The organism is Micromonospora reichwaldensis (assembly GCF_031845925.1).
GTDB lineage: Bacteria > Actinomycetota > Actinomycetes > Mycobacteriales > Micromonosporaceae > Micromonospora > Micromonospora reichwaldensis.
Map to the genome: position 1 here is coordinate 1 of NZ_JAVRFL010000031.1, position 21,332 is coordinate 21,332.

A 21,332-nucleotide genomic window follows, 5' to 3' on the forward strand; every position below is an offset into this window, starting at 1 on the left:
GGCCCCGCCGGGGGGGGGGGGCGCCCCGCCGCGCCCCCCCCCCCGACCGCGACGCCTTCGGCCCTGGACCGGCCGTCGCCGACGCTCGCCGGAAGCGCTTCCAGCAGCGAATGGGATTATCGATCACGGATAGTGGTGATGCAGGATTCCCATCGACGCACCTCGCGTGTGAGCGCGGCCGGGCGGAGGTTACGCGTAGTAGTTCACGCTCACCGGCCAGGAGCCGGTGTACGGCGTCCAGCCCTGGAGGGTGGCGGGGATGCCCACCCGGGTGTTGCAGTTGATGACCTGGAAGTGCAGGTGCGGGCCGGTGGACGCGCCGGTGCTGCCCGACCAGCCGATGACCCGGCCCTGCGGCACCCAGGTGCCGGCGTTGTAGATCGCCCGGTTCAGGTGCGCGTAGTGGGTGCACTGGCCGTTCGAGTGCCGGATGATCACCTCGATGCCGTTCTGCCAGTACGGCGACCAGTTCGACATGATGATCGTGCCGCCCTGCGAGGCGGAGACCTCGTAGTTCGCCGGCAGCCCGAAGTCCCAGGCGTACTCGTTGTACGGGCCGACGTGCGAGTAGGTGCCCTCCGGCCCCTGGGTCACCAGGTAGGACTCGTTCGCCGGGTACGGCATCTCGTAGTAGTAGTTCGCGGCGGAGGCCGGGGTCGCCCCGACGACCGTGGCCCCGGCGACCACCAGCAGGGCGCTCGCGGTCGCGCCGATCCGGCGCAGGACCGTCCTCACTCTGTTCATTGTGGACCTCTCCCTGGTATGTCGGCAGAAAATCAGCCTCGTCGTCGACGGTGCCGGTGGGAGCTAAACAGCGCGCCAGATGAGGATCAATCGATTCGTCGATGTCTGGGGTGGGGCCAGTGGGTCGACAGGGGTCCCGACGACACCCGGTGACGAACGCGAGGCGCGGCGTCGAGCGAACCCCGTACCACGGTCGGCAGCCGGATCCGCAACCGCGACCGTCCGTGGACCGGCGCGCGTGCGGCCGGTCACTACGCTGCGGCCCGTGGAGCGGATGGCGGGTGTGTTCTGGACGGGTGGCTGCGCGGCAGTCGCCGTCCTCCTCGTGGCGGGCATCGTCGCGCTGGTGGTGACGGCCCACCGGCGCGAGCGGGAGCGGCGGGAGCACTGGCGACAGTGGGCCGCCCGGTACGGCTGGACCTTCGCCGAGCGGCCCGAGATCACCTGGACCGACCGGGTGCCGGGCCGCAACCGCCGGGGCGTGCGCTTCGCGCTGACCGGGACGGTGCACGGCCGACCCGTCTGCGTGGCCGAGTACGCGTACACCGAGACGCACAGCTCGACCGGCGCGGACGGCAACCAGACGACCACCACGCACACCCACACGTACGTCGTCTGCTCGGTGTGGCTGCGGCGGTCGTTCCCGGCGCTCGCGGTCGGACCGCGCCACGCGTTCTCGAAGCTGGGTCGCGCGCTGTTCGGCAGCGACACCTACGCCACCGGGCACGAGGAGTTCGACCGGCAGTGGCGGGTGGCCGCGGCGGCCCCGGGGCAGCAGGCGCTGGTCGGGCCGACCCTGATCGCCGCGCACCTGGCGGGGGCGGTGCCGAGCTGGAGCGTGCGGGGGGCGGAGCTGGTCACCTACCGGCGCGGCCGGCTGGAGGACGCCGCCCTGGTGCCGTCGCTGGTGACCCCGCTGATCACGGTCGCCGACCTGCTGGAGCAGGGCCGCTGACGAGCGCCGGCCCCGACGGGACGGCCGGCGGGAAGAGCGCGGGAGGCCGGAACCCCAGGGGTCCGGCCTCCCGTCACGAGCTGTGGATCACGGCCGCCAGGAGCCGGTGGTCTCGAACCTGTGCTGGTATTCCAGCGCGCCGTTCTTGTCGGCCACGTTGAACACCACCGTGCCCGCGCGCCTGCTGCCCTCGGGCAGGTTGTTGCCGGAGCCCAGGGTGTCGCCGCAGCCGGAGAGCGCGCTCGCCAGGCCGTTGGCGGTGGTGCCGTTGGCGGCCACCCAGTTGAAGTAGAACGGGTTGATGGAGCTCTTGCCCTTGGTCACCGTCGCGGTGACGTGGGCGATCAGGTACATGCCCTTGTCGGGGGCCGGGGCGTACGACCGGCAGCCCTTGGTCTCCGTGGTGAACCGGGTGACCGTGATCTCCATGGTCCCGTCGTCGTCGGAGACCACCAGGGTGGCGCCGGGCTTCATGTTGAAGGTCTCGCCGTCCCTGGCCGACGGGGACGGGCCGTCCGGCTGCAACGTGATTCGCGGGGCGGCCTTCTCCAGATCGTTCGCCGCCTTGTTGGCGCCGGCGACGAGCGCGACGACGCCGCCGACGCAGCAGAGCAGGGCCAGCACGGCCACCACGGCCACGACGATCAGGACGGTGTTGCTCTTCTTCGGCGGCGCGACCGGATGCGGCGCGCCGAGGGGGTAACCGGGCGCGCCGCCCGGGTAGCCGGGCCCACCGGGCGCGTAGCCGGGCCCACCGGGCGGCGGGTAGCCGGGCCCGGCGGCCGGATACCCGGGCGTGCCGGACACCGGCGGGTACGGCGTGCCCGAGGTCGGCTGGTGCGGGGCGGCCCAGGGCTCGCCCGGCATCCCGGACACCGGCGGCTGCGGCACTCCGGAGACCGGCGGCTGCGGCACCCCCGAGACCGGCGGCTGCGCCCACGGCTCGCCGGGCGCGCCCGACACCGGGGGCTGCGGTGCCCCGGAGACCGGCGGCTGCGGCGCGGCCCACGGGTCGCCGGCCGGCTGCTGCGGCGGCACGGGCGGGAGTGGGGCCCACGGGTCGCCCGTGGCCTGCGGGGCGCCGGAGGTCGGCGGCTGCGGCGGGTGGCCGCCCTGGTCGGCGGGGAACTGCGGCATCGGTGCCGGCGGGTACGGCTGCGGCTGCTGCTCCGGGCTCGGTTGGTTCGGATCCTGCGGCCCGTAAGGGGGCGGGGGGTGACTCACCGTACTCCTAGGCACCTGACGACGACGGCAAACGCGGCTGACGCTACCGTGCGCGGACAACGGACCATCTTCGCGTCTCCGGCAGCGCCGCGCCGTCCCCTGTTCGGATTCCGTGCCCGGGTCAACCGGGCAGCAGCACGGCGGCGGTGCGGACCAGCGCGTCGTCGACCGCGAACCGGCCGGTGACCAGCGCGGGCGGACGGGCGAGCGGGGTCGCGTCGAGTCGCGCCGGGGCGATCCGGGCGGTGAAGGTGCCGGCGTCCGGATCCAACTCCACCAGCGCGTCGTGGAAGTCCAGCCACGTGCCGACGACCGGGTGCCACACCTTGTAGACGGTCTCCTTGGCGCTGAACAGCACCGCCGGCCAGGAGGTGCCCACCGGCAGGCGGGCGCACCGCTCCTGCTCCTCGGGCAGGCAGACCAGCCGGCGTACGCCCGCGTTGAGCTCCCGGTGCCCCTCGGCGTCGATGCCGACCGACCGGATCTCGCCGGCGCGCGCGGCGACCGCCGCGCAGTAGCCGCGGGTGTGGGTGATGGCGCCGACCACGCCGGCCGGCCAGACCGGCGACCGGTCCGCGGCCGACGGCACCGCCACCGGGGGTACGCCGAGAGCCGCCATCGCCCGGCGGGCGCAGACCCGCCCGGCGGTGAAGTCGCGGCGGCGGCTCTGCACCGCACGTTCGCCCAGGCAGGCCCGCTCGGCCGGCAGCAGCTCGCCGATCCAGTCCGACGCCTCGGCCACGGCCACCGCCACAGCCGGCGGCAGCAGGTCACGCATCGCCGCCCTCCGGCAGGCGCGCCCACCCGGCGTCGAGCCCGCCGGCCGGTGGCCGGTGCGGCGGCTGACGGCCGGACCGTCGGGCCGGCGCCCCGTCCACGGTCGGCGTCGCGAGGGTCATGGTTGGTGAACGTACCGCAAGGCGTAACACCGCAGCGTCCTGCGGCGCTGACAGGGCGTCGCCGGTGGGCGGGGGCGGTCCACTGTCGACCGGTCCGCCGGGGCGGGTCGCCACGTGAACCGGAGAGGGAGTGCGATGACCGGTGGTGCGGAGTCCTCGGCGTCCGGAACGGACGAGCACGCTCCACTTACTCCCGGCTGGACCTGCGGCACGTGCGGGGCGGACTGGCCGTGCCCGGCCAAGCGGTCCCGTCTGCTGGAGGAGTACGGACGGGACCGCGCCATGCTCAGCGTGTACCTGGGGTCCTGTCTCGCGGCCGCCGCGCAGGACCTGCCGCCGTCCGCCGGCACGTCCCTCCAGGACCGGTTCCTCGGCTGGCTGCCCCGCAACCCCCGCGCGTCCTGACCGCACCCCGGGGCGGCCGGTCGCCCGCCCCGGGGTGCCCGGCGGTCAGTACGCGTGCGTCACGGTGATCGTGATGTTCGTGCAGGAACTCGCCCGGCTGGCCAACGCGCTCTTCTCGGCGCTGTCGACGCTCAGCCGCCACCGGGTCTTGACCGCCACCCACTCGCCGACGTAGCGGCACTTCTCGTTGGTGGGCTGCCAGGTCGCCGGGTCCTGGTCGCCCTTGGCCTGGTTGACGTTGTCGGTCACCGCGACCAGCGACCTGACGTCGCCGAGGTCGTTGGCGAACGCCTGCCGCCGCGACGTGGTCCAGTTCCGGGCCCCCGAGTCCCACGCCTCGGCGAGCGGAACCATGTGGTCGATGTCCAGGTCGGACGGGTTGGTCCAGTAGGCCGCGTCGTAGTAGGAGCGCCAGCGCCCGCCGGTCAGTTGGCAGCCGGAGCCCACCGTGGGGCGGGTGGTGGCCTCGGCGATCAGCACCTCGTAGCGGGTGTTGCAGCCGTCGGAGTCCGCGTCGGTCCAGTGCGGGAACAGGTCCCGCGAGTAGCCGGTGCGGCTCTCGGTGGCCACCGGGAGGTCGGCGACGAGGGTGCGCAGCGGCACCGAGACGGTGGCGGCGTGGGCGGGGGCCGACAGGCCGAGGGTGGCGGCGGTGACGGTGGCCAGCAGGCCGCCGGTCCAGCGGAGGGTACGGGTCATCGTGAACTCCGTCCGATCGATCGGGATGGCTGACAGTGCAACCGGCCCGGGTGCCGACGGACCGGACCCAGGGTTACTGGAGAACCAAATCGATCGATACGTTACGGGAAGTCTCCCATCGATGGGAATCCCGATGACTGCGAAATCTGACAGATCGTGGTCCCGCCGGCGTTGCCGATCCGTACCGTTTGCGCAAGATGACGGACCGTTAGGTGCCGGATGTAAACCATCCGTGCGGTGTCGCGTTGGTCGGAAATCTGACCGAAGTCGACCCGTTGTGCCAGTGGTAGGTGGTGGTTAAGCTCTTGATGCGCGCCCCAATCGCCCGCTTCCCCCGTGGCAGGCGATCGGGGCGCGCATCTACGTCGAACGGGCCCGCACGCCACCGCGTGCGGGCCCGTTCTCCGTGCACCCGCCGCGCCGCCCGGGGGCGCGCGACGGGTGCCGTGCCGTCCGTCAGATCCAGCGGCCGTCCAGCCACATCCGCGCCGACCACTCGGCGTACGGCAGCACCTTCCCGACGAAGATCGGATGGAAGTACGCGAAGCAGAGCGCGACCAGCAGGACGTACGCCCCGGCGATCACCCCGCCGACCAGCCTGCGGTCCCGGACCTCGTCCGACTCCCCGCGTGCGGCGGCAGGGCCGCCGTCTCCCGGCTGCGCGGCGGCGCCCGGTGGACCGGCCGGCGTGATGATCGCGCCGAGCACGTAGACCACCGCCAGCACCAGGAACGGCAGGACCGGCGCGGTGTAGAAGGAGAACATCGTCCGGCCGTCGAGGGCGAACCAGAACCAGGGCAGCAGACCGGCCGCCACGACCAGCAGGATCGCTCCCGCCCGCCAGTCCCGCCGGGCCAGGCCCAGCCAGGCCAGCGCCGCCAGGGCGGGCAGGAACGACCACCAGAGCAGGGGCGTGCCGAGCAGCAGGATCTCGGAGGCGCAGCTCGGTGCCCCGCAGGGCCCGTTGCCGACGTAGTAGAAGGCGACCGGCCGGCCGAGCAGCAGCCACTGCCACGGCCACGACTGGTACTTGTGCGGGTCGTCGAGGCCGGTGTGGAAGCCGTAGGCGGCCTTGTGGTACTCGATCAGGTTGTTGAGCGCGCCGAAGACCGGAGTGTCGCTCAGCGGGGCGTTCGGGTAGCGCTCGGCGAGCCGGTAGTAGCCCTCGTCGCCGAGCAGCCAGCCCGACCAGGTGCCGACGTAGGTGACCACGATCAGCACCCCGGCCAGCACCAGCCACGGCACCTCGTCGAGGAGCGTGTCCCGCCACGGCCGGCGTACGCCGGCGGAGCGGCGGACCCCGACCTCCCAGAGGATCACCAGCAGCGCGAAGACGGGCAGGAAGTAGAGCGCGCTCCACTTGACCGCGCAGGCACAGCCGAACAGGACCCCGGCGGCGAGCCGCCACCACGGCCAGTTCCGCCAGCCGCCCGCCGGCCGTCCGGCCCGCCCGGGCCGGCCCGGGTCCAGGCCGGCCTCCAGCGCCCGGGCCCACCGGCGGCGCCGCGCGTCCCGGTCGAGCACCAGGGCGCCGAAGGTGGCCAGCACGAAGAACAGCAGGAAGATGTCGAGCAGCGCGGTGCGGGAGAGCACCAGGTGGAAGCCGTCCAGCGCGAGCAGCAGGCCGGCGGCGCAGCCCAGCGCGGTCGAGCGGAACATCCGCCGGCCGATGCGGACCAGCAGCAGCACCGACAGGGTGCCGACGACCGCCGCCGAGAACCGCCAGCCGAACTCCGGTGCGGTCGTCATCAGGTGCCCCGGCACGGAGATGCCGTGCTCGGCGTCGGCGTAGCCGAAGGCCCACTCGCCGAACCCGATCAGCCACTTGCCCAGCGGCGGGTGGACCACGTACGACGCGCCGCCGTCCTTGTAGTTCCACTCGACGCCCTTGTCGATGAGCCCATAGCCCTCCCGGGCGTAGTAGGTCTCGTCGAAGATCTTGCCCGGCGGGTGGCTCAGGCCGACGAAGCGCAGGATCGCCGCGATGGCGACGATCACGCCGGTGGCGAGCCAGGAACGCCCGTCCAGCCGGGCCTCGACGGTGGCCAGCCGTCGCCGGACCACGCCAGGGACCCCGCCGGAAGCCGGGGACCTGCCCTCCGGCGGACTCCCGTCCGTGAGGTCCTGCCCCGCCTGGTCCGCGCTCTGTGCTGTCGACGCACTCGTCACCCGGCGATCGTAGGCTGCGAAGGTGCCCGGTGGCGCCCGTCGTCTCCGATACCGGTAAAGCCGTCGATGAAGGAGTTGCATCTCGTGGGTGAAAAGTCCGAAACCGGGCGCCTGGTCCTGCTCGGCGCGCCGCTCGGCAACCCCGCCGACGCCTCCGCCCGGTTCCGCGAGGTGCTCGCCGCCGCGGACGTGGTGGCCGCCGAGGACACCCGCCGGCTGACCCGGCTGGCCCGGGACCTCGACGTCACCGTCGGCGGTCGCATCGTCTCCTACTTCGAGGGCAACGAGGAGCGGCGCACCCCCGAGCTGGTCGACGTGCTGACCGCCGGCTACCTGGTCGCCCTGGTCACCGACGGCGGCATGCCGAGCGTCTCCGACCCGGGCTACCGGCTGGTCCGGGCCGCCCTCGACGCCGGCGTGCCGGTCACCGCCGCGCCGGGCCCGAGCGCGGTCACCACCGCCCTGGCGCTGTCCGGCCTGCCCTGCGACCGGTTCTGCTTCGAGGGCTTCCTGCCGCGTACCGGCGGCGCCCGCCGGTCCCGCCTGCGGGCGCTGGCCGCCGAGGAGCGGACGCTGGTCTTCTTCGAGGCGCCGCACCGCATCGCCGCCGCGCTCGCCGACCTGGCCGCCGCGTTCGGCGCCGACCGGCCCGCCGCGCTCTGCCGCGAGCTGACCAAGACGTACGAGGAGATCGTCCGCCGCCCGCTCGGCGAGCTGGCCGACTGGGCGGCCGAGGGGGAGCCGCGCGGCGAGATCACCCTCGTCGTGGCCGGCGCGCCCGAGTCGGCGCCCGAGCGGCCCGACGACGACACGCTGCGCGCCGCCGTCGCCGCCCGCGAGGCCGCCGGGCTGTCCCGCCGGGACGCGATCACCGAGGTCGCCACGGAGTACGCCCTGCGCCGCCGCGACGTCTACGCCGTCGTGCACGCCTGACACCCGACCGGGATCACGATCAGGACTGGCCGGGCACCCTCGGCGGTGGCCCGGCCGTCGGGCGCTTGGCAGCACCCGACGAGTTCACCAGGCGGCGACGAGGAAGCCGAGGGTGATCGCCAGCGGGCCGGCCACGGCGCCCGCCACCGCCCAGCGTCGCAGCCGGGGGTCGGCGATCCGGGCGGACCCGGTCCACCGGACGATCCCCGCGCCGCAGCCCAGCACCACCAGCAGCCCGAGCAGCCAGCGCAGGTGCCCGGCCGCGCCGGTGTCCGCGTACGCGGTGCCGCCGTCCGGGCCGGTCATCCGGGCCGGCAGGATCGTGCCGGTCGCGGTGCGTTCGGCGGCCACCCCGCTCACCCGCACGCCGTACGCGGTCCACGTCTCGTCGGCGGGGGCGAAGTTGCCCCGGCAGCGTTGCGCGAGGCCGCCGCCGGTGCAGTCGGCGATCACCACCGTGCCCCGGGTGGCGTGCCCCACCGCCAGCCAGAACGGGCCCGCGCTGACCCAGGCGAAGAACGCCGCCACCAGGCTCAGCGCCAGCAGGGCGGCCAGCCCCGGCAGCGGATCGGGCGGACGCGGGGTGCGCCGGGCCCGCCGCCGCGCGGCGTCCTCCCGGGCCGACCGCTCCCGCTCGTGCGGCGGTTCCTCCCGGATCGGCGTGCCGTCCCAGTGCACCAGCTCGATCGGCGGCCAGTACGCACCGTCGCCATCATCGGACCCGTCCCCGCCGTCCGGCGTACGCCCGCCGTCGCCCGACGCAGGCCCACCGCCCTCGCCGTCCGGCGTACGCCCGCCGTCGTCCCGGTCCGGCGGGTCGCCGGCGGAGGGGCGTCCCCGGCGGGGCCAGCGGTTCGGCTGCCGGACGGGGACCCGGCGCGGCACGGCGTCGACCGGCGCCCCGGTCGTGGGCTCCACCTCGACGGCGGGTGCGGCGGACGGCGGGGCCGCCACCGGTCCGGCGGCCTCGACGGGCGGTTCCGGTGGCGACTCCGGCGGCGCGGCGGCCTGGACCACCCGGGGGTGCGGCGCGCGGGTGCCGCGCGGCGCCCTCCCCGCGCCGCCGTCCGTCGGGCCGGAGGGACGGTCGTCACGATCCCGGGCCGCTCGTCTGCCAGTCACGGCGTTCATTGCACCCCGCAACCAGGGCATCGGCCGGCAGCTCAGGCCGCGTGTCGGCGACAAATCGGGCGAACGGCGGACCCGCTCCCGCCGGGCCGCCGACCCGGGGGCCCTATTGGTTCGCGGTCACCGCGAGCGGGTCACTAGGCTTGCTGGTCATGAGTCACGTTCTCGCGGCGGTCGCCTGGCCGTACGCCAACGGCCCGCGCCACATCGGCCACGTCTCCGGTTTCGGCGTTCCCTCCGACGTCTTCAGCCGGTACATGCGGATGGCCGGGCACGACGTGCTCATGGTGTCGGGCACCGACGAGCACGGCACCCCCATCCAGGTGCAGGCCGACGCCGACGGCGTCACCCCGCGCGAGCTGGCCGACCGCTACAACCGGGTGATCGTGGAGGACCTGCACGGCCTCGGGCTCTCCTACGACCTGTTCACCCGCACCACCACCCGCAACCACTACGCGGTGGTGCAGGAGCTGTTCGAGGGGATGTACCGCAACGGCTACATCGTCCCGAAGACCACCATGGGGGCGATCTCCCCGTCCACCGGCCGGACGCTGCCCGACCGCTACATCGAGGGCACCTGCCCGATCTGCGGCTACGACAGCGCGCGCGGCGACCAGTGCGACAACTGCGGCAACCAGCTCGACCCGATCGACCTGATCGACCCGAAGTCGCGGATCAACGGGGAGACCCCGAAGTTCGTCGAGACCGAGCACTTCTTCCTCGACCTGCCCGCCCTCGCCGACGTGCTGCGGCAGTGGCTCGACACCCGCGAGGGCTGGCGGCCCAACGTGCTGCGCTTCTCGAAGAACCTGCTCGACGACCTCCAGCCCCGGGCCATCACCCGCGACCTGGAGTGGGGCGTGCCGATCCCGCTCGACGGCTGGCGGGACCGCCCCGACAAGCGCATCTACGTGTGGTTCGACGCGGTGATCGGCTACCTGTCCGCCTCGATCGAGTGGGCCCGCCGCTCCGGCGACCCCGAGGCGTGGCGCCGGTGGTGGTCCACCGACGGTGCGGGGAAGGACGCCCGCGCCTACTACTTCATGGGCAAGGACAACATCGTCTTCCACTCGGTGATCTGGCCGGCGCTGCTCTCCGGCTACTCCGGCGAGGGCAGCCGGGACGGCGCGCCGGGCGACCTGGGCCGGCTCAACCTGCCCACCGAGGTGGTCTCCAGCGAATACCTGACCATGGAGGGGAAGAAGTTCTCCTCGTCGCGCCGGGTCGTCATCTACGTCCGGGACTTCCTGGAGCGCTACGACGCCGACGCGCTGCGCTACTTCATCGCCGCCGCCGGTCCGGAGAGCAACGACACCGACTTCACCTGGGCCGAGTTCCTCCGCCGCAACAACGACGAGCTGGTCGCCGGCTGGGGCAACCTGGTCAACCGGTCCGTCTCCATGGCGGCCAAGAACTTCGGCGCGATCCCGCCCGTCGACCCGGCCGGCCTCACCGAGGCCGACGAGGCGCTGCTCGCGGTCGCCCGGGCCGGCTTCGCGACGGTCGGCGACCTGATCGCCCGGCACCGCCAGAAGCAGGCCATCGGCGAGGCGATGCGGGTGGTCGCCGAGGCCAACCGGTACCTCTCCGAGCAGGCGCCGTGGAAGCTCAAGGGCGAGGACGACAAGCCGCGGATGGGCACCATCCTGTACGTCGCCCTCCAGGTGGTCAGCGACGCCAACACGCTGCTCACCCCGTTCCTGCCGCACTCCGCGCAGAAGGTGCACGAGCTGCTCGGCGGCACCGGCGTGCACGCCCCGATGCCGGTCGTCGAGGAGGTCGAGGACCTCGACGGCGGGCCCGCGTACCCGGTGCTGACCGGCGACTACACCGTCGGCGCGCGCTGGGAGTCCGTAGCACTGGAGGCCGGCCGGCCGCTGGCCGCGCCGAAGCCGGTCTTCCGCAAGCTCGACCCGTCGATCGTCGACGAGGAACTCGCCCGCCTGGCCGACTGACGGCCCGCCTGCGTGCCGACGGGCGCGACCCCCTCGGGGGCCGCGCCCGTCGCCCGTCGTGCCGGCCGCCGCGCCCGGACCTGGAGCCGGTGGCGCGTCAGGCCCGGGCCATCGCCGGCGCGCCGATGAAGTCCATGATGCTGCGGTTGACCTCGGCCGCGTTCGTCCACGGAATGCCGTGCGGCGCGCCCTTCAGCGTCACCAGCTGGCTGCCGGGCAGCATCGGCTGGAGCCGCTGACCGGTCGCCGGGTACGGCAGCACCGCGTCGGCGTCGCCCTGCACGATGAGCACCGGCACGTCGATGCGGGACACGTCGCCCCGGAAGTCGGTCTGCCAGGCGTCCACGCTGTCGTGGGTGCCCTTCGCCGAGGCCCGGGCGCCGATCTCCCAGTGCGCCCGGAACGCCTCCTCGCTGACCAGCCTGCCCTTGTTCTCCTGGTAGTTGAAGAACGCCTCGCAGAAGGTGGTGAGGTAGGCGAACCGGTCGTCGATGATGGCCTGCTGGAAGCCCTGGAAGAGGCTCTTCTCGACCCCCTCCGGGTCGTCCGAGGTCTTCAGCAGGAACGGCGCGAGCGGGGCCAGCAGCACCGCCCGGTCCACCCGCTGCGAGCCGTACACGCCCAGGTAGCGGGTCACCTCGCCGGTGCCCATCGAATGGCCGACCAGGATCGCGTTCCGCAGGTCCAACTCCGTCATCAGCACGTCGAGGTCGGCGGCGAAAGTGTCGTAGTCGTACCCGGACGCCGGCTGCGCCGAGTTGCCGAAACCCCGCCGGTCGTACGTGATCGTCCGGTACCCGGCAGCCAGCAGCGGGCCGACCTGCTTCTCCCAGGTCGCCCCGTTGAACGGGAAACCGTGGATCAGCACGATCGGCTGACCGGAGCCGTGGTCCTCGTAGTACAGGTCGACGGGGGCGGAGTTCTCCGTCCCCACGGTGATGAAAGGCATGCGCGTCTCCTGGTCACGTGACGGTCGGACGCCCGCGCTTTCCCACCCCACCCGGGGTTATGCCGCCCGAGACCGGCGCCCAGCCCTGCTCAGAGCGCGTACGGCAGGTCCACCACCCGGTCGTCGGTGACCTCGGACGCGGGCGCCCACGCCTCGTAGACGCCCCGCTCCTGGCACTGCGCCCCGGTCTCCGCCACCGCGTCCGGGCCGGGCCGACGCAGGCGCACGCGCAGCCACCCGGCCTCCTCCCGCAGCACGAGGCAGGGCACGTCCCGCCAGTCGGCCAGCCGCAGCCGGCGGGCCGCCGACTCCACCGGGTACCGGGCGGCCCGGGTCATCGCCAGCACCCGGAACCCGCCCGGCTGGTCGGCCACCGCCTCGTACTCGCCGCCGTCGTGGTCGCCGACCAGCCGGGTGGAGCGGGGCGCCTCGCCGGTCGGCACGTACTCCTGGTCGGGGGAGAGCCCCGGCACCGCCGCCAGCAGGTGCCGCCACTGCGGGCCGACCATCCGCAGCCAGCCGCGCTGCTCGGCCTGGAAGCTGTAGAGCACCACCTCCACGCCGTCGGCCGGGTACGCGAGCAGGGTGGCGTTCGCCGGCATCGGCAGGTCCGCGAAGTCCCGGGTCACGAACTCCGGGACGAGCTGGGCGCTGCTGGGCACGAAACCGGTGCCGAGCACCGCCCCGCCCAGCCGGTCCCGGGGCGCGAGCGCGGTCAGCCCCCGGTGCGCCCCGCCGACCGGCACGTCGTAGTCGGCCGGGTCGGCCGCCCGCCAGCGCAGCGCGTACGTCACGTCCGCGCCGTCGGGACCGTCCGCGCCGTCGGTGCGCAGCACGGCCGTCGCCGACGGCGTACGCAGGTGCGCCACGTCGTGCTCCCGGTAGCAGAACCCGTGCGGCAGCCACCCGCGCACGTAACCGGCGAGCTGCCGCGCGGAGAGCACCTTCACCATCCGGGTGCCCCGCCGGATGACCGCGGAGGCGCGCACGCCCGCCAGCGTCGGATCCCCGGCCGCCGTGGGCTGCTGGCTGAGCTGCTGCACGTACGCCCAGCCCCGCTCCCGGTGCAGCGGCACCAGCAGCGGGGACTCCGCCTCGTCGCCCGGCTCGGCCACGGGAGGCACGACGGTGACCTCGGTGGCGTGCACGAACCTGCGCCACGGCAGCGCGGCCCCGGACCGGGGCGCCCACTCGAAGCCGGGCGCCTCCTCGGCGCTGAACAGCTCGTACGCCGCGCCCCGGGCGATCTCCTCCGCCGGGTACACCACGCCCCCGTACGTCACACGCGGGCCGTTTCCGCTGGCCTGAGGGGTGATGGTCACGCCGACGACGCTAGGCGCGAGATGTGCCGTCCCGGTGAACAGGCGGTGGCGTCCCCACGACGCGGGCCACCGGCGGTGTGTGATGCTGGCCGCGATGAGCGAGCCCACCGAAACCCGCAAGCAGCGCGCCGCCCGCCGGGCCGGGGAGTTCCCGCCCGTGCCCGAGCCGCTGCCCCGCCCCGTGCTGGACAGCCACACCCACCTCGACATCACCGTCAGCGAGGCCGGCGTGCCCCCGCAGCCGCAGGCGGACGGGGACCCGGGCGTCGTACCCGTCGAGGACCCGGTCGCCGTGGCCGTGGCCGTCGCCGCCTCGGTGGGCGTCGACCGGCTGGTGCAGGTCGGAGTGGACATCGCTTCCTCCCGCTGGGGGGCCGATGTCGCCGACAAGCACCCGGCCGTGCTGGCCACCGTGGCGCTGCACCCGAACGAGGCCCCCCGCCTGCCCGACCTGGACGAGGCACTGCGCGAGATCGAGGCGCTCGCTGCCCGGGACCGGGTGCGGGGGATCGGCGAGACCGGGATGGACTTCTTCCGTACCGGCGAGGAGGGACGCGCCGTCCAGGAGGAGAGCTTCCGGGCGCACATCGCCATCGCCAAGCGGTACGGCAAGGCCCTGGTCGTGCACGACCGGGACGCGCACGCCGACGTGCTGCGGATCCTCGACGACGAGGGCGCGCCGGACACCGTGGTGCTGCACTGCTTCTCCGGCGACGCCGACTTCGCCCGCGAGTGCGTCCGCCGGGGCTACCTGCTCAGCTTCGCCGGCACGGTCACCTTCGGCAGCGCCGTCGCGCTGCGGGAGGCCGCCGCGCTGACCCCGGTCGAGCAGATCCTGGTGGAGACCGACGCGCCCTACCTGACCCCGATGCCGCACCGGGGCCGGCCGAACGCCTCGTACCTGATCCCGCTGACCGTACGGTCGCTGGCCGGGACGACCGGCACGGACCTGGACGAGCTCTGCGCCGCCGTCTCCGCCACCGGCGACCGCGCCTTCGGCCCCTGGTGAAAGGAAGGGCCCCTTCCTAACGCTATGCGTTAGGAAGGGGCCCTTCCTTTCACCTACGGCGGGCCGCATAGGCTACGGGGCGTGACCGGTCTCCTCGGCCCGGCGGAGATCCGGGAACTGGCCGCCCGGCTGGGCGTCACCCCCACCAAGAGGCTCGGCCAGAACTTCGTGCACGACCCGAACACCGTCCGGCGCATCGTCACCGCCGCCGGCCTGGCCCCGGACGACGTGGCGCTGGAGGTCGGCCCCGGCCTCGGCTCCCTCACCCTCGCCCTGCTACCCGCCGCCGCGCACGTGCACGCCGTGGAGCTGGACCCGACACTGGCCGCCGCGCTGCCGGAGACCGCCGCCCGGCACGCCGGGCCCGACGCCGCGCGGCTGACCGTGCACCACGCCGACGCGCTGCGGGTCCGCGCCGCCGAGCTGGCCGAACCCGCGCCGACCGCGCTGGTGGCGAACCTGCCCTACAACGTGGCCGTGCCGGTGGTGCTGCACCTGCTCGCCGAGCTGCCCAGCCTGCGGCACGGGCTGGTGATGGTGCAGAAGGAGGTCGCCGACCGGCTCGTCGCCGGCCCCGGCTCCAAGGTGTACGGCGTGCCGTCAGTCAAGCTCGCCTGGTACGCCTCGTCCCGCGCCGCCGGGAAGGTCCCGCCGAACGTCTTCTGGCCGGTGCCGAACGTCGACTCCGGGCTGGTCGCCTTCACCCGCCGCGAGCCGCCCCGCGCCGACGTACCCCGGAAACGGGTCTTCGCCGTGGTGGACGCGGCCTTCGCGCAGCGCCGCAAGACCCTGCGCGCCGCGTTGGCCGGCTGGGCCGGCGGCGCGGACCGGGCGGCCGAGGCGCTCACCGCCGCCGGCGTCGACCCCGGCGCACGCGGGGAGTCGCTCACCGTCGAGCAGTTCGCCGCCATCGCCGCGTCGGCCCCGGCCGCCCCACCCGCCGCGCAGTAGGCTGACGCCCGTGACCGAGGCCTGGGGACCGGACGACGAGGACGAGCAGCGGCGGCGTGGAGCCAGCGGACCGGTGCGGGTCCGGGTGCCCGCCAAGGTCAACCTGCATCTCGGGGTGGGGCCGCTGCGCCCCGACGGCTACCACGAGCTGAACACCGTCTACCACGCCATCTCCATCCACGACGAGCTGACCGCCCGCCGGGGCGACACGCTCACCCTGACCATGGAGGGCGAGGGCGCCGGCGAGCTGGCCCTGGACGACACCAACCTGGCCATCCGCGCGGCCCGTGCCCTCGCCGGCTACGCGGGGGTGCCGCCGCACGCCCGGCTGCACCTGCGCAAGCAGATCCCGCTGGCCGGTGGGCTGGCCGGAGGCAGCGCCGACGCGGCCGCGGCGCTGGTCGCCTGCGACGCGCTCTGGGGGACCGGGCTGTCCCGCGACGAACTGGCCCGGATCGCCGCCGACCTCGGCTCCGACGTGCCGTTCCTGATCCACGGCGGCACCGCCCTCGGCACCGGCCGGGGCGAGTCGGTCAGCCCCGTGCTGGCCCGCCCCACCACCTGGCACTGGGTGGTGGCCGTGGCCGACGCCGGCCTCTCCACCCCGGTCGCCTACCGGGAACTGGACCGGCTGCGCGAGGCTGGCGCGGCCGGCGAGCCGCTGGGCAGCACCGACGCGCTCTTCGCCGCGCTGCGCCAGCGGGACCCGCGGGTGCTCGCCGCGGCCCTCGGCAACGACCTCCAGGACGCCGCCCTGGCCATGCGTCCGTCGCTGGCGGGGACGCTGAAGGCCGGCGAGGCGGCCGGCGCGCTGGCCGGCATCGTCTCCGGCTCGGGGCCGACCTGCGTCTTCCTCGCGGCGGACGCCGCCGACGCCGAGCGCATCGCCGTGGAGCTGACGTCCGCCGACGTGTGCCGCGAGGCGCGTACCGCGCACGGCCCGGTGCCCGGCGCGCGGATCGTCTGACCGGCCCACCCCCTCCCCGAACCCGCGCTCCCGCCCCCGCGTACCGCCTTTCCAGGTGGCGCCGGGTGGAGCCCGCGCCCGGCGGGCGGCGGGGCGGTCCGCGTACGCTGGAGACTCAGGCGTCCCAGGTGCCGGCCGGCACCGGGACGCCTTGATCATGGGAGGTGAGGTCGTGGCCAACATCGTCAACCTGGACCGGGTGTCCAAGGGCTACGGCGCCGCCGGGCCGCTGCTCACCGACGTCTCGCTCGGCCTGGACGACGCCGACCGGATCGGCGTGGTCGGCCTCAACGGCGCCGGCAAGTCCACCCTGCTGCGGCTGCTCACCCGCATCGAGGAACCGGACGACGGGCGGGTCACCCACCGCCGCGACCTGCGGGTCGCCTGGCTGCCGCAGAGCCTCCAGCTCGCCCCCGAGGCCACCGTCCGGGACGTGGTGCTCGGCACCGCCTGGCTCGGCGAGAGCATGGGCGCCGAGCACGAGTGGGCCGGCGACGCCGGCGTGCGGGCCATCCTCGACGGCCTCGGCATGCCCCACCTCGGCCTCGACCAGCCAGTCGGCCCGATGTCCGGCGGCGAGCGGCGGCGGGTCGCGCTGGCCGCGCTGCTGGTCCGCGAGTCCGACCTGCTCATTCTCGACGAGCCCACCAACCACCTCGACGTCGGCGGCGTCGACTGGCTGGCGAAGTACCTCGTCGGCCGCAAGGGCGCGCTCGTCGTGGTCACCCACGACCGGTGGTTCCTCGACGCCGTCTGCACCACCACCTGGGAGGTCGCCGACCAGACCGTCCGGGCGTACGAGGGCGGCTTCGCCGCCTGGACCCTCGCCCGGGTCGAGCGGGAGCGGGTCGCCGCGGCCACCGAGGCCCGCCGACAGAACCTGCTCCGCAAGGAGATCGCCTGGCTGCGGCGCGGGCCGCCCGCCCGCACCTCCAAGCCGCGCTTCCGCATCGACGCCGCCAACGCCCTCATCGCCGACGTCCCGCCGGTGCGCGACACCATGTCGCTGCAACGGCTCGCCACCGCCCGGCTCGGCAAGCAGGTGTACGACCTGGCGCAGGTCACCCTGCACGCCGGCCCGAAGGAGATCCTGCGCGACGTCACCTGGCAGGTCGGCCCCGGAGACCGGATCGCCGTCCTCGGCCGCAACGGGGCGGGCAAGACCACCCTGCTGCGGATGCTGGCCGGCATCACCCGCCCCGACGGCGGGCGCTTCGCCACCGGCTCGACCGTCCGGCCGGCCTTCCTCTCCCAGGAGCTGGCGGAACTGCCCGGCCACCTGCGCGTGCTCGAAGCGGTGGAGGAGGTCGCCCGGCGGGTGCAACTCGGCGACCGGGAGGTCTCCGCCGCCCAGCTCGCCGAGGTCTTCGGCTTCGACGACCGGCGGCTCTGGACGCCCGTCAGCGACCTCTCCGGCGGCGAGCGTCGCCGGTTGCAGATGCTCCGGCTGCTCGCCGGGGAGCCGAACGTGCTGCTGTTCGACGAGCCCACCAACGACCTGGACACCGACACCCTCGCCGCGCTGGAGGACCTGCTCGACTCCTGGCCCGGCACCGTCATCGTGGCCAGCCACGACCGGTACCTCATCGAGCGGGTCACCGACGTCGCGTACGGGATGTTCGGCGACGGCCGGCTGGTGCACCTGCCCGGGGGCGTCGACGAGTACCTCGCCCGGGCCGCCGGCCAACCCGGCCCCGCGATGCCGGAGACGGCCCCCGGGGCCGGCGCCGACACCCCCGCCGCGACCGGCATGTCCGCCGCCGAGGCGCGGCAGGCCCGCAAGGAACTGGCCCGGCTGGAACGGCAGGTCGCCAAGCTGGAGCAGAAGGAGGCGACGCTGCTCGACCAGCTCGCCACGCACGCCACCGACTACGCGAAGGTCGCCGAACTCGACGCCCAGCTCAAGGAGCTGCGGGCCGAGCGGGAGCGGACCGAGGAGTCCTGGCTGGCCCTGGCCGACGAGATCCCGGCGACCTGAGCCGCCCCCTGGTCGCGGCGCCGCACACCGGAGACCCCCGTGTGCGGCGTCACACCTCGGGGTGCGGGACAATCGTCGGCGACCCCTCACCCGAACGGCGTTGGAGACTCAGACATGGCCCACACCCCCGTCAACCACCCCGCGCGGCCGGTCTACCGGGCGATCGGCGGGCTGACCGGTCTGTACCTGGTGGCCTTCGGCGTGCTCGGCATCATCGCGAGCGCCGGCAACGAGGCCCTCGCCCAGGATGACACCCAGGTCCTCGGCCAGGGCACGAACCTCGGTTTCTCGCTGCTCAGCGCCCTGCTGGGGGCCGCGGTGCTGGCCGGCACCGCGATCGGCCGTAACATCGACGTCATGATCAACCAGTGGCTGGCGTACGCCATCATGGTGATCAGCCTCGCCGGTCTCGCCTTCATCCAGACCGAGGCCAACATCTTCAACTTCAGCATCTTCACCGTCATCGCGCTGATGGTGGTCAGCCTGGTCCTGCTGATGGTCGGCATGTACGGCAAGGTCGGCTCGGACGAGGAGCAGGAGGCCTGGCAGAAGGCCCGCCTCGTGCTCTGAGTGGTTTGGTGGGTTTTCGCCGGAGCCCGACCCGCTCCGGGCGGTCAGGCTTGATCCCTGCGCGGGTCGGGCTCCGGCGAAAACCGACGTGGTCCCGCTCCGTCCCGGCCGTTGCGGCCCGGTGGGGTGGGGTCTTTTCGTTCCGCCCGTTGTCGGGTGCGCCTTGGGCGGTTCGGCGGACAGCAGGCTCCTGCCCGGGGACAATCGGGGCGAATGTCCTGATCGGTGGAGGGGTCATGCCGCACTTTCCCGTGAACCATCCGGCGCGGCCGGTCTACCGGGTCCTCGCCGGCCTGGTGGGGCTCTACATCCTGGTCTTCGGGGTCTGGGGCGTCGCCCTGACGGCGGGCGACCCGCTCTTCGACCGGGGCGACAACTGGGCCCTCGGGCTCCGCACCAACCTGGCCTTCTCGCTGGCCTCCGTCGCCTTCGGGATCGTGCTCATCGTCGGGGCGTCACGACGCGGCAACCTCGGCCACTACATGAACCTGACCGCCGGGGTCGTCTTCCTGGTCACCAGCCTCCTCATGATGGCCGTGCTCCAGACCGAGGCCAACTTCCTCAACTTCTCGATGTCCACGGTCATCGTGTCGATGCTCTTCGGCCTGCTCCTGCTCGGCACCGGCCTGTACGACAAGGTCGGCACCGACGAGCACGCCGAGGAGGAACGGCGGCTGCGGCACCACCCGGTCTCCGAGGCCCACGGCCGCTGACCGACGTCGGGGTCAGCGACCCCGCACCGTGATCAGGCTCGGCTTGGCCTCCAGGTGCGACAGCCCGCTCCAGGCCAGGTTGACCAGGTGCGCCGCCACCGTCTCCTTGCGCGGCTTGCGCACCTCCAGCCACCAGCGGCCGGTCAGCGCCACCATCCCCACCAGCGCCTGCGAGTAGAGCTCGGCCAGCTTCGGGTCGTAGCCCCGGCTGGAGAACTCGGCGCCCAGGATGTGCTCCACCTGGTGCGCCACGTCGTTCATGACGCTGCTGAAGTTGCCCGCCGCCGACAGCACCGGCGACTCCCGCACCAGCACCCGGAAGCCGCTGGTCTCCTCCTCGATGTACGTCAGCAGGGCCAGCGCCGCCTGCTCCAGCAACTCGCGGGGGTGCCCGGCGGTCAGGGCCGTGGTGATCCGGTCCAGCAGGGCGCGGACCTCCCGGTCCACCACCACCGCGTAGAGCCCCTCCTTGCCGCCGAAGTGCTCGTAGACCACCGGCTTGGAGACCTTCGCGCGGGCCGCCACCTCCTCGATCGAGGTGGCGTCGAAGCCGCGCTCGGCGAAGATCTGCCGGGCGGTCGAGATCAGTTGCTCCCGGCGCTGGGCCGCCGACATGCGTACGCGTGAGGAGGGTTTGGGGGCCGCCGCGGGAACCGCCCGCCGCCGGCCGGTCGTGCCGTCGTTGCCAGGGACATCCGCCATGTTCTCGTCATTCCGCCGGCGCTCGGTCACCCGGCCATCCTGCCAGGCGGCCTGCGCGCCCATCGACCGCTCTACCGCCCGGCGGCCGGTGCGACGAGCTTCGCCGCGATGCGTTCGGGCTTCGGCCAGCGCACGTCCCACGCCGCGCCGAGCCTCTCGAACAGCCAGATCACCCGGGCCGAGATGTCCACCTGGCCGCGCAGCACGCCGTGCCGGGCGCTGGTCGGGTCGGCGTGGTGCAGGTTGTGCCAGCTCTCGCCGAACGACACGACCGCCAGCGGCCAGAAGTTCGACGCGCGGTCGCCCTGGCGCATCGCGAACGGCCGCTCCCCGTAGACGTGGCACACGGAGTTGATGGACCAGGTCACGTGGTGCAGGAGGGCGATGCGCACCAGGCCGGCCCAGAAGAGCGCGGACAGCGCGCCCCGCCACGACCAGGTGATCAGGCCGCCCATCAGCGCCGGACCGAGCACCGAGACCACCACCAGCAGCGGGAACAGCCGGTCCACCCGCCTGATGTCCCGATCGGCGAGCAGGTCCGGGGCGAACCGCTTCCGGTTGGACAGCTCCCGGCCGAAGAGCCAGCCGACGTGCGCGTGGAACAGGCCCTTCGTCAGGCCGCGGACGCTCTCCCCGAACCGCCACGGCGAGTGCGGGTCGCCCTCCAGGTCGGAGAAGGCGTGGTGGCGCCGGTGGTCGGCCACCCACTGGATGATCTCGCCCTGCACCGCGAGCGAGCCGGACACCGCCAGCGCGATCCGCAGCCAGCGCTTCGCCTTGAACGACCCGTGGGTGAAGTACCGGTGGTAGCCCACCGTGATGCCCAGCCCGGAGAGCACGTACCAGAACCCGGCGACGGCCACGTCGGTCCAGCTCAGCCAGCCACCCCAGGCGACCGGTACGGCGGCGAGGAGGGCCAGGAAGGGAATCACCACGAACGCCCAGAGGGCGATGAGGATGCCCCGGGACTGGGTGCCCTGGGTGAGGGGCTTCGGGCCGGCGGTCGGGTCGAGGGACGTGGCGGACATGGCACCTCGCAGAGGGACGCGGTGATCACGAA

General features: G+C 73.9%; 20 protein-coding genes. 10 read left to right on the top strand and 10 right to left on the bottom strand.

Going from position 1 to position 21,332, the window contains the following annotated elements; genetic code table 11:
- Positions 1-189: 189 nt before the first annotated feature.
- Positions 190-735 carry a M23 family metallopeptidase gene (locus RM555_RS23015; protein ID WP_311413685.1) on the bottom strand — a complete coding sequence of 182 codons (546 nt, stop codon included), beginning with the start codon at positions 733-735 and terminating at the stop codon, positions 190-192.
- A gap of 274 nt (positions 736-1,009) precedes the next feature.
- Between RM555_RS23015 and RM555_RS23020 the strand changes: the two genes are divergently transcribed.
- On the top strand, positions 1,010-1,699 hold the full coding sequence (locus RM555_RS23020; protein ID WP_311413686.1) for a hypothetical protein: 690 nt from the start codon (positions 1,010-1,012) through the stop codon (positions 1,697-1,699).
- Between the two features lie 87 nt (positions 1,700-1,786).
- Here the strand turns inward: RM555_RS23020 and RM555_RS23025 are convergent, their stop codons facing one another.
- Together RM555_RS23025 and RM555_RS23030 are read right to left on the bottom strand one after the other, a co-directional pair.
- The gene (locus RM555_RS23025; protein ID WP_311413687.1) at positions 1,787-2,836 is read right to left on the bottom strand and encodes a DUF4352 domain-containing protein; all 1,050 of its coding nucleotides are present in this window, start codon (positions 2,834-2,836) and stop codon (positions 1,787-1,789) included.
- A gap of 208 nt (positions 2,837-3,044) precedes the next feature.
- A complete protein-coding gene (locus RM555_RS23030) occupies positions 3,045-3,701 on the bottom strand; it encodes a 4'-phosphopantetheinyl transferase family protein (protein ID WP_311413688.1) in 657 nt (218 codons plus the stop codon).
- Between the two features lie 256 nt (positions 3,702-3,957).
- Here RM555_RS23030 and RM555_RS23035 point away from each other — a divergent pair, with 256 nt between their 5' ends.
- Complete coding sequence (locus RM555_RS23035; protein ID WP_311413689.1) at positions 3,958-4,227, top strand: hypothetical protein; 270 nt, start codon at positions 3,958-3,960, stop codon at positions 4,225-4,227.
- A gap of 45 nt (positions 4,228-4,272) precedes the next feature.
- On the opposite strand, the gene RM555_RS23040 is transcribed toward RM555_RS23035, so the two are convergent.
- Positions 4,273-4,926, bottom strand: coding sequence for an HNH endonuclease family protein (locus RM555_RS23040; RefSeq protein WP_311413690.1), 654 nt, complete (start codon positions 4,924-4,926; stop codon positions 4,273-4,275).
- 456 nt (positions 4,927-5,382) lie between these two features.
- Entirely contained in the window at positions 5,383-7,095 is a 1,713-nt protein-coding gene (locus RM555_RS23045; RefSeq protein WP_311413691.1) for a dolichyl-phosphate-mannose--protein mannosyltransferase, read from the bottom strand.
- 66 nt (positions 7,096-7,161) lie between these two features.
- On the opposite strand from RM555_RS23045, the gene rsmI reads away from it, so the two are divergent.
- The gene (gene rsmI, locus RM555_RS23050; protein WP_370518919.1) at positions 7,162-8,028 is read left to right on the top strand and encodes a 16S rRNA (cytidine(1402)-2'-O)-methyltransferase; all 867 of its coding nucleotides are present in this window, start codon (positions 7,162-7,164) and stop codon (positions 8,026-8,028) included.
- An 84-nt stretch (positions 8,029-8,112) separates the two neighbouring features.
- On the opposite strand, the gene RM555_RS23055 is transcribed toward rsmI, so the two are convergent.
- On the bottom strand, positions 8,113-9,159 hold the full coding sequence (locus RM555_RS23055; protein ID WP_396888827.1) for a hypothetical protein: 1,047 nt from the start codon (positions 9,157-9,159) through the stop codon (positions 8,113-8,115).
- Positions 9,160-9,308: 149 nt separating this feature from the next.
- Between RM555_RS23055 and metG the strand changes: the two genes are divergently transcribed.
- A complete protein-coding gene (metG, locus tag RM555_RS23060) occupies positions 9,309-11,111 on the top strand; it encodes a methionine--tRNA ligase (RefSeq protein ID WP_311413693.1) in 1,803 nt (600 codons plus the stop codon).
- Between the two features lie 97 nt (positions 11,112-11,208).
- Here metG and RM555_RS23065 read toward each other — a convergent pair whose 3' ends face one another.
- On the bottom strand, positions 11,209-12,060 hold the full coding sequence (locus tag RM555_RS23065) for an alpha/beta fold hydrolase (RefSeq protein ID WP_311413694.1): 852 nt from the start codon (positions 12,058-12,060) through the stop codon (positions 11,209-11,211).
- A gap of 89 nt (positions 12,061-12,149) precedes the next feature.
- Positions 12,150-13,382 (bottom strand): hypothetical protein, encoded by a 1,233-nt coding sequence (locus RM555_RS23070; RefSeq protein WP_311413695.1) that lies wholly within the window; start codon positions 13,380-13,382, stop codon positions 12,150-12,152.
- Between the two features lie 82 nt (positions 13,383-13,464).
- Between RM555_RS23070 and RM555_RS23075 the strand changes: the two genes are divergently transcribed.
- From RM555_RS23075 to RM555_RS23100, 6 genes are all read left to right on the top strand, one after another.
- The gene (locus RM555_RS23075; RefSeq protein ID WP_311413696.1) at positions 13,465-14,391 is read left to right on the top strand and encodes a TatD family hydrolase; all 927 of its coding nucleotides are present in this window, start codon (positions 13,465-13,467) and stop codon (positions 14,389-14,391) included.
- Positions 14,392-14,472: 81 nt separating this feature from the next.
- A complete protein-coding gene (rsmA, locus tag RM555_RS23080) occupies positions 14,473-15,342 on the top strand; it encodes a 16S rRNA (adenine(1518)-N(6)/adenine(1519)-N(6))-dimethyltransferase RsmA (RefSeq protein WP_311413697.1) in 870 nt (289 codons plus the stop codon).
- Positions 15,343-15,352: 10 nt separating this feature from the next.
- Positions 15,353-16,309, top strand: coding sequence for a 4-(cytidine 5'-diphospho)-2-C-methyl-D-erythritol kinase (locus tag RM555_RS23085; protein WP_311413698.1), 957 nt, complete (start codon positions 15,353-15,355; stop codon positions 16,307-16,309).
- Positions 16,310-16,481: 172 nt separating this feature from the next.
- Positions 16,482-18,287, top strand: a complete 1,806-nt coding sequence (locus RM555_RS23090) for an ABC-F family ATP-binding cassette domain-containing protein (protein ID WP_311413699.1) — start codon at positions 16,482-16,484, stop codon at positions 18,285-18,287.
- Between the two features lie 114 nt (positions 18,288-18,401).
- Positions 18,402-18,857: a DUF4383 domain-containing protein gene (locus RM555_RS23095; protein ID WP_311413700.1), complete on the top strand. Its 456-nt coding sequence runs from the start codon at positions 18,402-18,404 to the stop codon at positions 18,855-18,857.
- A 236-nt stretch (positions 18,858-19,093) separates the two neighbouring features.
- Positions 19,094-19,570: a DUF4383 domain-containing protein gene (locus RM555_RS23100; RefSeq protein WP_311413701.1), complete on the top strand. Its 477-nt coding sequence runs from the start codon at positions 19,094-19,096 to the stop codon at positions 19,568-19,570.
- 12 nt (positions 19,571-19,582) lie between these two features.
- On the opposite strand, the gene RM555_RS23105 is transcribed toward RM555_RS23100, so the two are convergent.
- Together RM555_RS23105 and RM555_RS23110 are read right to left on the bottom strand one after the other, a co-directional pair.
- A complete protein-coding gene (locus tag RM555_RS23105; RefSeq protein ID WP_311413702.1) occupies positions 19,583-20,272 on the bottom strand; it encodes a TetR/AcrR family transcriptional regulator in 690 nt (229 codons plus the stop codon).
- A gap of 71 nt (positions 20,273-20,343) precedes the next feature.
- The gene (locus RM555_RS23110; protein ID WP_311413703.1) at positions 20,344-21,300 is read right to left on the bottom strand and encodes an acyl-CoA desaturase; all 957 of its coding nucleotides are present in this window, start codon (positions 21,298-21,300) and stop codon (positions 20,344-20,346) included.
- Positions 21,301-21,332: the final 32 nt, after the last annotated feature.